Source organism: Lamprobacter modestohalophilus, from assembly GCF_016583905.1.
Classification (GTDB): Bacteria; Pseudomonadota; Gammaproteobacteria; order Chromatiales; family Chromatiaceae; genus Lamprobacter; species Lamprobacter modestohalophilus.
In genome coordinates this window covers 60,034-74,872 of record NZ_NRRY01000005.1, presented here as the reverse complement: position 1 = coordinate 74,872, position 14,839 = coordinate 60,034, and the positions used below count along the sequence as shown (strand labels likewise).

At 62.8% G+C, this 14,839-nt stretch carries 11 protein-coding genes; 6 read left to right on the top strand and 5 right to left on the bottom strand.

From position 1 onward, the window contains the following. Positions 1–7: 7 nt before the first annotated feature. A complete protein-coding gene (locus tag CKO42_RS05075; RefSeq protein ID WP_200240085.1) occupies positions 8–919 on the bottom strand; it encodes an HlyD family secretion protein in 912 nt (303 codons plus the stop codon). A gap of 15 nt (positions 920–934) precedes the next feature. Beyond that, on the bottom strand, positions 935–1,156 hold the full coding sequence (locus tag CKO42_RS05070) for a DUF1656 domain-containing protein (protein ID WP_200240083.1): 222 nt from the start codon (positions 1,154–1,156) through the stop codon (positions 935–937). A 299-nt stretch (positions 1,157–1,455) separates the two neighbouring features. Between CKO42_RS05070 and CKO42_RS05065 the strand changes: the two genes are divergently transcribed. From CKO42_RS05065 to CKO42_RS05055, 3 genes are all read left to right on the top strand, one after another. Beyond that, the gene (locus CKO42_RS05065; protein ID WP_200240081.1) at positions 1,456–3,402 is read left to right on the top strand and encodes a M61 family metallopeptidase; all 1,947 of its coding nucleotides are present in this window, start codon (positions 1,456–1,458) and stop codon (positions 3,400–3,402) included. Positions 3,403–3,724: 322 nt separating this feature from the next. Then, a complete protein-coding gene (locus CKO42_RS05060; protein ID WP_200240079.1) occupies positions 3,725–4,828 on the top strand; it encodes a biotin--[acetyl-CoA-carboxylase] ligase in 1,104 nt (367 codons plus the stop codon). A 345-nt stretch (positions 4,829–5,173) separates the two neighbouring features. Continuing rightward, entirely contained in the window at positions 5,174–7,423 is a 2,250-nt protein-coding gene (locus CKO42_RS05055) for a ClcB-like voltage-gated chloride channel protein (RefSeq protein ID WP_200240076.1), read from the top strand. Between the two features lie 145 nt (positions 7,424–7,568). On the opposite strand, the gene pap is transcribed toward CKO42_RS05055, so the two are convergent. The 3 genes from pap to CKO42_RS05040 form a co-directional block, all read right to left on the bottom strand. Further along, the gene (gene pap / locus CKO42_RS05050; RefSeq protein ID WP_200240074.1) at positions 7,569–9,122 is read right to left on the bottom strand and encodes a polyphosphate:AMP phosphotransferase; all 1,554 of its coding nucleotides are present in this window, start codon (positions 9,120–9,122) and stop codon (positions 7,569–7,571) included. 182 nt (positions 9,123–9,304) lie between these two features. After that, on the bottom strand, positions 9,305–9,766 hold the full coding sequence (locus CKO42_RS05045; RefSeq protein WP_200240072.1) for an acyl-CoA thioesterase: 462 nt from the start codon (positions 9,764–9,766) through the stop codon (positions 9,305–9,307). Positions 9,767–9,873: 107 nt separating this feature from the next. After that, positions 9,874–11,004, bottom strand: a complete 1,131-nt coding sequence (locus CKO42_RS05040; RefSeq protein WP_200240070.1) for an aminotransferase class V-fold PLP-dependent enzyme — start codon at positions 11,002–11,004, stop codon at positions 9,874–9,876. A gap of 268 nt (positions 11,005–11,272) precedes the next feature. Here CKO42_RS05040 and gmk point away from each other — a divergent pair, with 268 nt between their 5' ends. The 3 genes from gmk (at position 11,273) to CKO42_RS05025 (ending at position 14,817) form a co-directional block, all read left to right on the top strand. After that, positions 11,273–11,920 carry a guanylate kinase gene (gene gmk, locus CKO42_RS05035; RefSeq protein WP_200240067.1) on the top strand — a complete coding sequence of 216 codons (648 nt, stop codon included), beginning with the start codon at positions 11,273–11,275 and terminating at the stop codon, positions 11,918–11,920. 247 nt (positions 11,921–12,167) lie between these two features. Next, the gene (gene rpoZ / locus CKO42_RS05030) at positions 12,168–12,446 is read left to right on the top strand and encodes a DNA-directed RNA polymerase subunit omega (RefSeq protein WP_200240065.1); all 279 of its coding nucleotides are present in this window, start codon (positions 12,168–12,170) and stop codon (positions 12,444–12,446) included. After that, on the top strand, positions 12,433–14,817 hold the full coding sequence (locus CKO42_RS05025; RefSeq protein ID WP_242479140.1) for a RelA/SpoT family protein: 2,385 nt from the start codon (positions 12,433–12,435) through the stop codon (positions 14,815–14,817). Before rpoZ ends, CKO42_RS05025 begins: the two co-directional genes overlap by 14 nt. Positions 14,818–14,839 lie beyond the last annotated feature (22 nt).

The following is a 14,839-nucleotide window of genomic DNA, read 5'->3' as shown; positions in this document are numbered from 1 at the left end:
CCGGGCCTCAGCGGCGCTCGGCGGTGCGCGATGGGTTGATCGCGACACTGGCTGTATAGCCGACCCGCAGCGGCAGATCGGCCGGCGGCGACGCGAGCGCGATGCGCACCGGGATGCGCTGGGCCAGGCGAATCCACTCGAAGGTGGGTGCGACCTTGGCAAGGTCGCCGAGGTTGGTGCCCGTGTTGCGGCGCGCGACGCCAAAGGCGATGCTCTCGACGCGACCGGCGAGCGGTCGATCAGGATGGCCCATCAGGGTGACCGCGGCCGGGTCGCCGATCGCAATGTACGGCAGGTCGGTTTCCTTGAAATAGCCGGCGACCCAGAATGAATCGGCGTCGATCAGGGCGAGCACTGATTCGCCTGCGGTGGCATAGGTGCCAGCGTCAAGCTCGAGATTGGTCACATAGCCGGTTGAGGCGGCGCTGACCTTGGTGTAGCTGAGCTTGAGCCGAGCGGTCTCCAACGCGACCTTGGCAGCATCGACCGCTGCGGCTTTGGCCTCCGACTGCGCGGTCTTGAGGTCGAAATCCTGCTGTGAGAGATCGCCGCGTGCGTGCAGCGTCTGCGCACGGTTCGCATCCGCTGCGGCGTCCGTCGCCTCGGCGCTGGCTTGTGCCAGATCGGCTTCTGCTTGCTGCACCGCCTGCTGAAAGAGCGTCGGGTCGATCTCGAACAGGGGATCACCCCGGGCGACGCGCTGGTTATCAGCGACATGGACGGCCACCACCGGGCCGCTGACCTGGGGCGCGACATGGACCACATTCGCGAGCACCTGCCCATCGCGTGTCCAGGGATGCGCCTGCTGCTGTTGGGTGACCCAGAAGACGCCGCCGGCGGCCAGCGCCACCATCAGCAATGTGATCAGCACCCGGACGAAGTCAAAGAGCATCTGGCGCCGGGTTTCAGAGAGGTTCATGCGTGGCCTGGGCGCTCAAGCAAAGAAGGAAGGAACGAGCGTCGAGCCGATCAACAGCGTGCAGGCGACGACTAACGCGGTAAAGAAGAGCGGCGGATGCCAGACCCATCGGCTCAGGCCAGTCAGATTGGCCAGGCTGGTCAGCGCCATCGCCAGCGCTAGGCCAAGCCCAGCGGCGAGGAGCCAAGGCGGGTAGTAGACGCCGTTTAGACTGAGCTCGACGGGGATCTGATCCATGGTTTGCTCGGATAGTGTTTGATCGGATATTTCGCTGGCCGCCAAACAGGCGCTTGTCTGTTCCGGGTTGCCGACGACCCAGGAACAGGCCCCTGAAACAAGCGTATCCTCGTTCCGGGTGGCGATGCGCTTTGTGCTGTTGATCAGCGGTGTCTGACAGGGTGATGGGATCTTGCGGAGGATTCTATACCGGGCGCGAGCCCAGTGTCGGCGCAGCATGCGGTTGGCTATGCGCCTCGTGATACCGATCTATTCAGGCATGCCCACCCAAGCTCTGTTCATAGAAGGCGTCCTTCACTATGTCTGAATCGAATCCGCTGCTGTACCGCGTTGTCCCGGCACGCCCTGATGCCCATTGCTTTGAGGTGATGCTCGAGATCCCGGCACCTGACACCGAGACGCTGCAGGTCTCGATGCCGGCCTGGATACCGGGCAGCTATATGATTCGCGACTTTGCGCGCAATCTGCTCAGCCTTGTGGCGCGGCAAGCCGGGCGCCCGGTGGCGCTGGAGAAGCTGGACAAACAGACCTGGCGGCTCTCTGGGCTCTCGCCGCAGGCCGGCCCGGTGCAGCTGAGCTATGAGGTCTATGCCTGGGAGCTGACCGTCCGCTCGGCGCATCTTGACCGCAGCCACGGCTATTACAATGGCACCAGTCTCTTCCTCTGCGTGGCGGGCGCCGAGGAGCGGCCCTGTCAGGTCGAGATCCTGCCGCCGCCGGGTGCGATTGGTACACAGTGGCAGGTGGCGACCAGTCTTGCCTCTGATGGCGCCCCGGCCTGGGGCTTTGGTCGCTATCGGGCCGATGACTATGCCGACCTGATCGATCACCCGGTCGAGATGGGCGTCTTCGATCGAATCGCCTTTAAGGTCGAGGGTGTGCCGCATTGGATGACGATCAGCGGTCGGCATCGTGCTGATCTCAGGCGGCTGACGCTGGATCTGCCGCGCATCTGTGCGGAGCATGCCGCCCTGTTCGGCGAGCTGCCGATCGACCGCTACCTGTTCCTGACGCAGCTGGTGGGCGATGGCTATGGTGGCCTTGAGCATCGCTTCTCGACCAGCCTGTTGGCCAATCGCGACGATCTGCCGGCACCGGCTTGGCCGATGGCGATGGAGGCGGACATGAACATGGAGGCGAAGACCGACAGGGAGGCGACGGCGATGGAGAGGGAGAGGGAGGCGACGCCGATGCAGGCGCCCTCCCAGCCTTCGGAGGGCTACCGACGCTTCCTCGGGCTCTGCAGCCACGAGTATTTCCATCTCTGGAACGTGAAGCGGATTCGGCCGCGTGCCTTTGCCGAGCAGGGCTTGGAGCGCGAGGTGCACACGCGGCTGCTCTGGGCCTTTGAGGGCATCACCTCGTACTATGACGATCTGGCGCTGGTGCGCAGCGGGGTGATTGATGCCAAGGCCTATCTGACCCTGCTCGCCGAGCTTATCACCCGCGTACAGCGCAATCCTGGGCGGTTGCGGCAGAGCGTCGCTGAGTCGAGCTTCGACGCCTGGACGCGCTTCTACAAGCAGGACGAGAACGCGCCCAATGCCATCGTCAGCTACTATGCCAAGGGTGCCCTGACCGCGCTGGCTCTGGATCTGACCATCCGCAACGGCACCGAGCATCGCAAGAGCCTGGATGATGTGATGCGCGCGCTCTGGCAGGGCTATGGACGCACCGGCGTTGGCATCGGCGAGCGTGAGGTCGAGCAGGTGGCGGCCGAAGTCAGCGGTCTCGATCTCACCGGGTTTTTCGACCATGCGCTCGATTCGACCGATGATCTGGATCTGGCGCCCTTGTTGAGGACGGTTGCGATCGAGATGCGTCTGCGGCCCTCGACCAGTGCCAAGGACAATGGCGGTTGCGTCGAACGCTTCGAGCCGAGGTCGTCGCGGCCTGATATCGGTGTTCGACTGCAGCCTGACAGCGCGGAGGCGCGGCTTGGGGTCGTGCTGGATGGGCGGACGGCACAACGCGCTGGGCTCTCGGCGGGCGATCTGATCATCGCGGTCGATGGACTGCGGACGAACGCCGCTAATCTCGATGCCTTGATCGCGCGAGCGGCCGGAGTCGGGCCAATTCGGGTGCATGCCTTCCGTCGTGATGAGCTGTTCGAGACCGAGGTGTTGCCGGAGCTAGCACCGGCCGATACCTGTGAGCTGCGGCTGGACGAAGAGGCCGCTGATGCTATCCGCGCCCGGCGCGAGACCTGGCTGGCGTCGTCGCTCAAGTCGGTCAATCAGGCTTAGGCCTGGACCGCCTTTGACCGGGTGCGGCCCTACAGAATTTCAATCAGATGTGGCCGTGTCGCGTAGATGACACAAGGAAAAGAGACCTCGCGCGGAGGCGCAGAGAAGAAGAGAAGAAGAGAAGAAGAGAAGAAGAGAAGGACAAAAGAAGCGCACTGGGAACATCGAGCAAGCTCTTTCTTCCTTTGCGCCTTTGCGCCTTTGCGTCTCTGCGCGAGCCTCTTCTTGCCACGTTACAACATCACGTGACCTCATGTTGAGGCTGCACCGCTTTGACTAAAGTGGTTGGGCGTTATAGGTGACGAATCATGGGCGCTAGCCAATGAGTCCACGAGCACGTGAGATCATTCGCCTGCTGGCGAATAGCAAGCCTTGCTCGGGCGAGACCATTGCGGCAGCAGTGGGGATTAGCCGTGCGGCGGTGTGGAAGATCTTGCATCAGCTCGATGCCGAGCTCGGCCTTGGCATCGAATCGGTGCGCGGGCAGGGCTATCGGCTGCCGGAGCCGATCGAATTGCTGTCGTCGGAGGCTATTCAGGCTCAGCTCGACGCGCAGGCGCGGCAACGGATCAGCGTGCTCGAGATCCTCGATCAGATCGATTCGACCAATGCCTATCTGCTGGCGTCTGGTCGGCGAACGGTGCTGACAGCCACGTCTTCCGCGCGTGACTGCGGCTCTGACCTGGCTGTGGATGCTGGCGAGATCTGTGCGAATGTTGGCGAGATCTGTGTGGATGTTGACGAGATCTGTGCGGATGCTGGCGAGATCTGCCTGGCTGAGCGCCAGAGTGCTGGGCGCGGTCGACTCGGACGGCGCTGGGTCTCGCCGTTTGGGCGTAACATCTATCTCTCGATCCTCTGGCGTTATCCGCTGGCGCCGGTACAGCTCGGAGGATTGAGCTTGGCTTGCGGGGTCGCTGTTGCTCAGGCCCTTGATAAGCTCGGTGTTGAGGGCATCGGGCTCAAGTGGCCGAATGATGTCCATTGGCAGCGGCGAAAGCTTGCTGGTCTGCTGCTGGAGGTGGCTGGCGAGGCGCAGGGTCCAAGCCTGGTCGTGGTCGGGGTTGGCCTGAATCTGCGCTTGCGTGCAGAGGAGGCGGCAGCGATCGATCAGCCCTGGGTCGATCTGTGCGAGGTCTGTGGTGACCGGATGCCTGGGCGCAACGCGCTCGCCGCCGCGCTGATCGAGCGTCTGACGGCGACCCTCAGTCGCTATACGGACGCCGGCCTGGCGCCCTTCCTAGATGACTGGCGTCGGCTCGATGCCTATCAGGGCGAGTCTGTCTCGCTGCTGAACGGTCAGCAACGGATTCAGGGTCGATATTGTGGGATTGATGCGCAGGGCAATCTGCTGCTCGAGACCGACGCTGGTCGTCGCACCTTTGCTGCCGGTGAGGTCAGCCTGAGGCCGCGGGGCAACGGATAACGGCTCTGGTGAGGCCTGTCCAATGGCGGCGATTCGAGGTTGTGCAGTCGATTCGACGCCGATGGCTCGAAATGAGTCGGTGTCGCGGCAGGTCCAATCCCTATATCGTATCCCGTGTTCGCCTGATGGCGTTCGTGATCACAGCAAGTCAGGCATTCGAGTGCTTGAGGTTGCGGTAGCATCCGCGGCAACGGCTTCCTTGTGAGCGTTACCTTCAACCTTCAAGCCATCGCTTATCTTCTGGGGTGGGGTGGCGATAGGCGATGAATACTCGCCAATCGCTCGCATGATGAGCTTGACCCTCATTGACCCTAATTTTGAGCCTAATTGAGATTGGCTACGCTGATGCGGCTTCGACACCAGGTCCGGTTATGGCTGATTGGCCTTGCGCTGCTGGTTGCGCTCGGTCCCACTTGGCTCGCCGCTGCTGAACAAACCTATGGACCGGTGCGCGCCGGCGAGTCACTCTGGGAGATCGCTGGGCGCCTGAACACTGGGTTCGGGTTGACGAGGGATCAGATGATGTTGGCGTTGCTGAAGGCGAATCCGGACGCGTTTTCGCCTTCCTGCAATCTGAACGGGGTCTTGCGTGTTGGTGCGGTGCTGAGCGTGCCCGCTGTGAAACAGGCTGAGCAAGTGGATGCTGACTCCGCACGCGCGCAGGTGCAGCAGCAAGCCGAGCAGTGGGCTGAGCATCGGCGGAGTGGACGGCCGATCGAGTGTCCGGCGGCGGAGGACAAGGGTGACTTAGCTGCCGATGGGTCAGGCGCAGACCTCCAGTCCCGCGAAACGATCAGCCTTGAGCGCGGTACGGAGGGTGCCGAAGCCGCCGAGTCCGCCGTTTTGCCCAACGAGATTCCGATTCCAAAGTCAGAGCCGACGGCGAAGCTCGGCGCAGGGCGATCATTGGGACCAGCTGCAGCGCCGGCTGGTGCGCCAGATCTGCCTTCCAATCAAGGCCTTCCGAATGAGGCACTACCGACTCAGGCTGCAGCGTCAACGGTTCCCCAGGAGGCGTCTCCAAATGGTTCAACACCTGCGCCGATATCAACGCCGATATCAACGCCGAAATCTGCGCCGGCACCTGTGGGCACTTCGGTGCATGCTGCTGCGTTAAAGGACAGCGGCGAAGGATCAATTGCCCCTGAGGGCAATCGGGCTCCGGTGTGGGCGATGACGGCGCTCTTGCTTGCCCTGATCGCGGCCGCCATGATCCGTTGGGAGCGTCGCTGGGCGATCAGCGGACGCCCATTTTCGGCAACCACGGCGTTGGGAGCAGCGGCGCAGCTGCCGAAGCGCGCGGTGCTGTTGCTCTCTGGAGGTCAATCCGAGTTATACACGCTGCTGTTGTTGGCCACCCTGGCCGGGTTCTTCGGCGCCTTGGTGACGGTGCTGTTCCGTGAGGGGATTCGGCTCCTCGAATGGCTGGTCAGCGGACAAGATCAAGGGTTGGTCGCGGCCGCTGAGGCGCTTGCACCCTGGCAGCGGCTGTTGTTTCCGGTGGCCGGTGGGCTCCTGGCTGGGTTGATCCTGCAACAGATTGGTGGGCTCCTACGGGGGCGCTCAACGACCGACTACATGGAGGCGGTTGCGGTGGGGGATGGCTGGATTAGCGTGCGCCATAGCTTGGTGAAGGCGAGTTCGTCGCTGGTGACCGTGGCCTCTGGTGGCTCGATCGGCCGCGAGGGCGCGATGGTGCAGCTGGCGGCGATGGTGGCCTCGGCGATGGGCCGCCTCAGCCATTTTCCGCGTGATCGCCTGAGGCTCCTGGTCGCCGCTGGGGCCGCTGCCGGACTGGCATCGGCCTACAACGCACCAATCGCAGCAACCCTCTTTGTCGCTGAGATCGTGCTCGGCTCGATCGCCTTGGAGCACATCGGCCCGCTGATCATCGCCGCGGTGATCGCCAACACCACGGTCCACGAGATCCTCGGGTATGCGCCGGTCTATCAGATCCCGGCATTCAGCCTGGTCAGTGACTGGGAGTTGGCGCTGTACCTGGTGCTTGGCATCCTGGCCGGCCATTTGGCGCCGGCGTTTCTGAGCCTTTTGGAGCGCTCACATCAGGTCTTCGGTCGTCTGCCGATGCCTTTGGCTGGGCGCATGGCCCTTGGTGGGCTCGTGGTCGGCGCGATCTCGGTTTACGAGCCCCAGGTGTGGGGCAATGGCTACAGCGTCGTCAATGCAGTCTTGCAGGACCCCTGGGCTTGGCAGGCCTTGCTGACCGTGCTGGTGCTGAAGATGATCGCCACCGCCGCGACCCACGGCTCCGGCGCCGTGGGTGGTGCGTTTACGCCGACGATCTTCGTCGGCGCCATGCTCGGCGCCCTCTTCGGCACCCTGGTGCACGCTCTGCTGCCAGATGGCACCGCAACCCCGAGCGCCTATGCCGTGGTTGGCATGGGCGCGATGCTCGCAGGCACCACCCACGCCCCGCTGATGTCGATCCTGATGGTGTTTGAGCTCACCATGGACTACAACATCGTCTTGCCATTGATGCTGGCCGTGATCACCGCGCACTACACGGCCCGACGTTACAACGCCGTCAAGCCGATGTACGCGGACTCTTTGTTGCCACGGGAACAACCCGCTTAGCGGTTGATGGCGCCAGCCAGGTGACGGATGGCGCCGAGGCCTGGCGCGCTTTACCGTGTCGGCCGTTGGTTCAATGCCTGCTCGACGCCGATCTCCCCAGCCAATACGGCAGCGATAGAACTGAGGGCGACCAGGCGCCCGTCCGTCAATCCGATTCCACGGCCTTGTAACCACAACGGGCGATGCCGCTGCCGGGAATCGCCGATGAGTCGTCACCGAGGGTGTCGCGCAACCGCTCACAGACGGTCTTCATCACCTTGATGCGCGCGAATTGCTTGTCGTTGCCTTCAACCAGCGTCCAGGGGGCGTATTCGGTGCTGGTGCGAGCGATCATCTCGTTGACGGCGATCTTGTACTGCGGCCACTTTTCACGGTTGCGCCAGTCTTCATCGGTGATCTTGTACTGCTTGTACGGCGTCTTTTCGCGATCCTGGAACCGTTGTAGCTGTTCTTCTTCGCTCACCTGCAGCCAAAATTTGAGCAGCACGGCACCATTTTCGACCAGCTGCTCTTCGAATTCGTTGATCTCGGCGTAGGCCCGGCGCCATTCATCCTCGGCGGCGAAGCCCTCGACGCGCTCGACCAGTACGCGGCCGTACCAGGAACGATCGTAGATGATGATATGACCGGCGCGCGGCAGGTGGCGCCAGAACCGCCAGAGATAATGGTGTGCCTTCTCTTCGTCGGTCGGCGCTGCAATCGGGATGGTGCGATAGAGCCGCGCATCCACCGCGCTGGTGATGCGGCGGATGGCGCCGCCTTTACCGCCTGCATCCACGCCCTCGAACACCAAAACTGTGGTGCGCTGTTGCTTGTAGGCCTTCCAGGCGAGCTCGTTGATCTCGCGTTGATACTTCTTCAGTTCCTCCTTGTACGCATCGCGAGAGAGCTGCTGGCTGAGGTCGAGCTGGTCGAGCAGGGTGATCTGAGCGCTTGCCGATTCGGGCAGGTCGAGCGGCTCAGCGGTTGCCGGTGGCTCCGTTGGCAGCGGTTGTTGCATGCGCGCCCGAATCGCCTGTAACAGCGTCTTGCCGACGGTGAGATCCCGATAGCGTTTGTCCTCTGCCTCGATCAGGTACCAGGGCGCGATGCCGCGGTCGGTTTGCCGGATGACGCGCTCGGCCACGTATTCGAACAGCTGATATTGCTCGGTGAACTTCGACTTCTTCGGCAGCATCTTCCAGCGACTTCGATCGTCGCGCGAGAGCTCCTTGAGCCGGTTCTTCTGGTCTTCCTCGGAGAGGTGAAACCAGAATTTCACCACCAGGGCGCCGTCGTGGGTCAGCGAGCGCTCGAAGTCGACGATGCGTGCCAGTTCGGAGTCGAGCGCCGCATCATCGCATTCGCCCCGAAAGCGGTGCTCGATCGGGGCTAGATACCAGCCGCCGAACAGGATGGCGATCTCGCCACGCGGCGGTAGGGTGCGCCAGAAGCGCCAGTATCGGGGCCGTTCCCGCTCTTCATCGCTGAAGTCCCAGAACGCGAAGGTCTGCACGCCGCGGGTGTCCAGCCACTCGTTGAGGCTGTTGACGACCTCGCCCTTACCGGCGGCCTCGACGCCCGCGATGATGACGATGACTGGGATATGGCTATCGGTCAGCTCGCGCTGTGCCTCGAGCAACTGGGTACGCAGTTCGTCACGTTGTGCCTTGAAGTCTGATTTGCTGACCGATCGACCGACCTTTGCTGCCTCGAACATATGCGATACCCGAAAATGTGTGCGTTTGGATGCTGGCCGCCTGAATCATCGCATGCGGATCGTGTCATCGACAGGTGGAAGTGCTGGCGATCGCCGATGACGGTGTATCGCTCAGTGTTGACGGCTAGCTTGTGGGCTGGCTTGCGGGCTAGCTTCGGGCTAGCTTCGGGCTAGCTTGTGCGTCAAGCGGATTCAGTGGGCTCGACCCAGGCCGGCAGGCGGCGCGTTCGTCCGTCGTCACCGAGCGCGACAAAAACCAGCTTGCCTGTCGCGACCTCGCGGGTCGCCCCCGGTTTGGACGCACGTCGCGCCCAAGCGCTGACATCGATCGTCATCGAGGTCTTGCCGGTGCCGTCGATCCGGGCGTAGAGATCGACGAGATCGCCAACGCGGATCGGCGCTTGAAACTGGAACGCCTGGATGGCAACCGTGGCCACGCGGCCCTGGGCCCTCGCGACAGCGATGCTGGCAGCCGCGATATCGGCCTGTGCCAGGAGCCAGCCGCCGAAGATGTCACCATCAAGATTGGTATCCGATGGCGCAGCAAAGACCCGCAGCGCGAGCTGCCATTGGTTCAAGTCTTGGTGAGCGCTTGGCTGAGGGTGGGAGGAGGGCAGCTGGTCCTTGATAGAGAAATGGGGCATCTTGCTTCGGATGTTGAGGCGATCGAATGATGGTTTGCACGGGTTGCCTTTTTTGCACGGGTTGCGGCTTCTGCTTCTGCACCGACGTTCGGTTTCACGGGGAGCTGTTACTTGGGCTGCTGTGCTGAGGCTTTGGTGAGCGCGATGGCGCGCTGCAAATCGTGCTCCGGGGTGTAGAAATGCGGCGAGAACCGCAGCCCGCCGCCGCGACTCGCGCACATCAGGCCCTGCGCCATGAGTCGTTGATAGAGCGCCGACTGATCGGCTTCAGGCACGCGGAAGGTGACGATGCCCGCTCGCCGCTGCGGCTCGCGCGGCGACAAGAGCTCGAAGCCGGCTTGATCGATGAGCTCGATGAGACGTGCAATACGGGCTTCGATTGCGCCCGCGATCTGCGCTGCGCCCGTCTCCTCGAGCAATGACAGGCTGGCCTCGAGGGCATGGATGCCGAGCATATTCGGGCTGCCGCATTCGAACCGCCTTGCGCTCTCGGCGGGGCGCCAACTTTTGCGATCGAAATCCCCCATGTCTTCGACCATGTGCCAGCCGAACTCGGTGAGGCTGAGTTGGTCGCGCAGCGCGGGCCGACACCAGAACAGCGCTAGCCCCTCTGGGCCGAGCATCCACTTGTGGCCATCGGCGACGATGAAGTCGACCGGGCTGGTGGCGAGATCGAAGGGGAGGGCGCCGAGCCCTTGAATCGCATCCAGGCAGAGTAGGATGCCACGCTGGCGGCAGGCGGCGGCCAGCTGGGCGATGTCGAGGCGCTGACCCCGGCCGTATTGGACCCAGCTGACCGCGATCAGGCGGGTGCGTGGATCGCAGAGGGCGAGCAGATCGGCTTCTGGAGCCGTGCTGGTCGAGAGATCGAGCGAGCGCAGCGCAACGCCGCGCTCAGCCAGCGTCTCCCAGACGATCCGGTTCGAGGGGAATTCCTGTGCGATGGTGACGATGTTGTCGCCATCCTGCCAATCGAGCCCTTGGGCGATGAAGGAGAGGCCTTCGGAGGTGCTCTTCAGCAGGGCGATCTCCGCGGCGGAATCGGCACCGATCAGCCGCGCCGATCGCTCGCGCAGCCGCTGCTCGATGGCGAGCCAGGTCAGATAGCGTTTCGATCCGAGCCGCCCTTGTTCTGCGGCGAAGTCCGCGACTGCTTTGACCGTGCGTTTTGGCCAAGGCGCGATGGCGGCGTGATTGAGGTAGAGGAGGTCGGGGTCGAGATCGAAGTCTGGATGCATGGGGCTGGGTGGTCGATTGCCGGGGTTCGCGTGAAACGAGCGCTGCATCGTCCGGGCTGGCGACGGGCTATGGACGTTACGCGCTATAGACGGTAGATGATGCCAGCAAAGCTCCTCAGTCATCCACTGGCGGCTGAGATGGGTTCCGAGCCGCCCGAGTTCTGCACCGAATGCTCGCCGATGCGGGGACAATCGCCTCATGGCGCTATCCATGCCGCGGCTGCTGCGATAGCCTAAAGGGCTGACCCTGGCCAACGCTGGAAGCCCTATGTCCCTTGCCGATCAGCCGCACTCGAGCCATCCGAGCGGTATCCTGTTCGTCGTCTCGGCTCCTTCGGGAGCCGGTAAGACCAGTCTCGTCGCCGCACTGCTCGAGAACGATCCGGCGCTGTCGCTGTCCGTTTCCTATACCACACGGCAGCGTCGACCGGGCGAGATCGACGGTTCGCATTATCACTTCATCGATCACGACCGATTCGAGGCGATGATCGAGACAGGGGCCTTTATCGAGTACGCTCGCGTCTTCGATAACGCCTACGGAACGGCAGAGGCATCGCTCCGCGAGACCCTGGAGCAAGGTCAGGACCTGCTGCTCGAGATCGATTGGCAGGGCGCGCGCCAGGTCCGCGAACGCTTTCCAGAGGCGGTCTCGATCTTCATCGTGCCGCCATCGCTCTCAGCCCTGGAACAGCGTTTGCGCGGTCGAGGCCAGGATAGCGATGCCGTGATCAGGGACCGGATGGGCAAGGCGCGCGATGAACTCTCGCATTGGGACGAATATCGCTACCTCGTGGTCAATGAGCACTTTGATCAAGCCCTGCAAGAACTCAACTGTATCCTGACCGCGGAGCGTTTGCGCAGCGTGCATCAAGGTTTGAGGGAGCAAGATCGGCTGCGGTTGATGCTGGGGGCGTAGCAGCGAGCATCGGCGAGCGCCATTGGATATGGCCATGGCCGAACGCTCATGGCCGAATGCCCATGACCGAACGCTCATGGCGCGCCACCACCCCGGAACATGAATCGCGTGAAATTCAGGTTAACCCTGATCGGTCTGGCGTCGATCGTTCTGGCATCTGCCGGCCGGGCAACCTCGCAAGACGATGCCAGCCTAGTTTTTTTCTGGTAGTTTGAGCATTAATTTCTGTCGTTTTTGGAGTACTTGAATGGCCCGTATCACGGTCGAGGACTGCCTCGAGCATGTGGATAACCGTTTCGAGCTGGTCTTGGTGTCGTCCAAGCGCGCTCGCCAGCTCGCTAAGGGCGTCGAGCCGCTATTGCCCTGGGAGAATGACAAGCCGACGGTCATGGCGCTGCGTGAGATCGCGGCTGGATTGATCGAACCGCAGACCTTGGAAGAAGGCGATCGCGCGGCTCAGGATGCGGCCGAGGCGCTCGAGCGCGCGCTGGCTGAAGAACTTGCGTCACGGGATGCAGAAGACTGAGGCCGAATCACCACTGAGCTCGCTGCGTACGGGGGCTCCGGCATCCGTGATGCCCGCGCTTGCCTATCAGTCGCGCTCGGATGAGCCTCCACCGAGAATCCCGCAGGCACATTCGCAGCAGGGTGCGCGCGTCGCGGGTAGTTCGCGGCCGAGCCTCTACCTGCGGCTGGACAATGAGCCCGCGCGCTTCCTGATCAGCGATCTCCTCACCGAACTCGAGACCTATCTGCCACCCGAGCAGATCAGCGAGGTCTACCGAGCCTACCTCTTTGGTGCTGAAGCGCATCAAGGGCAGGAGCGACAAAGCGGTGAGCCCTACATCTATCATCCCATCGCGGTGGCGCGCATCCTCGCCGAGATGCGGATGGATTACAAAGGCCTGATGGCGGCGATCCTGCACGACGTCATCGAAGACACGCCCACCGCAAAAGAGCATCTCGCCGATGTCTTCGGCGATGATGTCGCGGAGCTCGTCGACGGGGTGAGCAAACTGACCCAGATCGACTTTCCCTCGCGCGCCGAGGCGCAGGCCGCGAGCTTCCGCAAGATGATGTTGGCGATGACGCGCGACATTCGCGTCATCCTGATCAAGCTGGCGGATCGCCTGCATAACATGCGCACGCTGGATGCGATGATGCCCGCCAAGCGCCGGCGCATCTCGCGCGAGACCCTCGAGATCTACGCGCCGATCGCCAACCGGCTCGGTATCAATCGGATTCGGCTCGACCTCGAAGACCTCGGCTTTCGCCATCACTGGCCTTGGCGCCATGCGGTGCTGTCGCGCACGGTCGGTGACAAACTCCAAGGTCGCAGCGAGACCGTCGCCAAGGTGGAGGCGACGCTGCGAGCCCGGCTCGACGCTGAGGGCATTGCGGCCGAGGTCTTCGGCCGCGAGAAGCATCTCTACAGCATCTATCGGAAGATGACGGCCAAGCGGCGCTCGTTCGACGACATGGTCGATGTCTTCGGCTTTCGCGTCATCGTCGACCGCGTCGACACCTGCTACCGCGTCCTTGGTCAGGTGCATGATCTCTACAAGCCGGTGCCGGGGCGCTTCAAAGACTACATCGCGATCCCGAAGTCGAACGGCTATCAGTCTTTGCACACGGGTCTCATTGGGCCACAAGGTGTGCCGATTGAGATCCAGATCCGGACTGCGGACATGAACCGGCTCGCAGAATCGGGCATTGCCGCGCATTGGATGTATAAGAGCAATGGCGAGGCCAGCGGGCCACAGGCGGCGGCTAAGGATTGGCTGCAGGGACTGCTGGAGGTGCAGCGTGATTCAGGCGACTCTCAAGAGTTCCTCGAGCACGTCAAGGTCGACCTGTATCCAGACGAAGTCTATGTGTTCACGCCCAAGGGGCGCATCCTCGTGCTGCCGATGGGCGCGACCGTGGTCGACTTCGCCTATGCGATCCACTCCGACGTTGGCAACACCTGTGTGGCGACGCGGATCGACCGGCGATTGGCCTCGCTGCGCACGCCGCTGCGCAGCGGACAGACTGTCGAGATCATCACCGCGCCCGGCGCTAAGCCGAATGCCGCCTGGCTCAACTTCGTGGTCACCGGCAAGGCGCGTGCGAGTATTCGTAGCTATTTGAAGAATCTGCAGAATCGTGAAGCAGAGGCCTTGGGTCAGCGCATGTTGTCGGCCGAGCTTGCGGCCTTTGGACTGACGTTGGAGCAGGTCGGTGAGGCGCGCATCCTGGCACATGCGCTCGAGAGCGGTCTGGAAGACGGCGAGCGGCTGTTTGCTGAGATTGGTCTTGGAAATCGCATGCCGATGCTGATTGCGCGGCGTCTTGCGGGGCCGTCCGAGCCGGTGCCGGGTGGTGAGTTCTTGGTCAATACGGGGGCGCCGGAAGCCGGCGATGCTGACCGCCGGGGCGCCCGCCGACTCGCGATTCGAGGCACTGAGGGGATGGTGGTGCACTTCGCGCGCTGCTGTCGGCCGATCCCTGGCGATCCGATCACGGGGCTGTTCAGTGCAGGTAAGGGGATTGTGGTGCACCGCAACGAGTGCGGAAACCTAGGCGATTTCCATTCAAAGCGCGACAAATGGCTCGAGGTCGAATGGGCAGAGGACCCGCTGGCCGAGTTTCAGACCGAGATCCGGGTTGATGTGGGCAATCGCCGTGGTGCCTTGGCGACGCTTGCCAGTGCCATCGCCGAGCAGGGCTCCAATATCGAGAACGTGAATTCGCGCGATAAGGATGGGATGACCACAACGCTCGACTTTTTGGTCAATGTGACCGGTCGTAAGCATCTTGCTGGCATCATGCGTCGTTTACGCCAGATCCCCGGCGTGACGCGCATCGTGCGTCTTTCCAATGCCGGGCGCTCGCGCGAGGTCTACAGCAAGCATTAAGGCGATGACAGTCAGGAGGCGA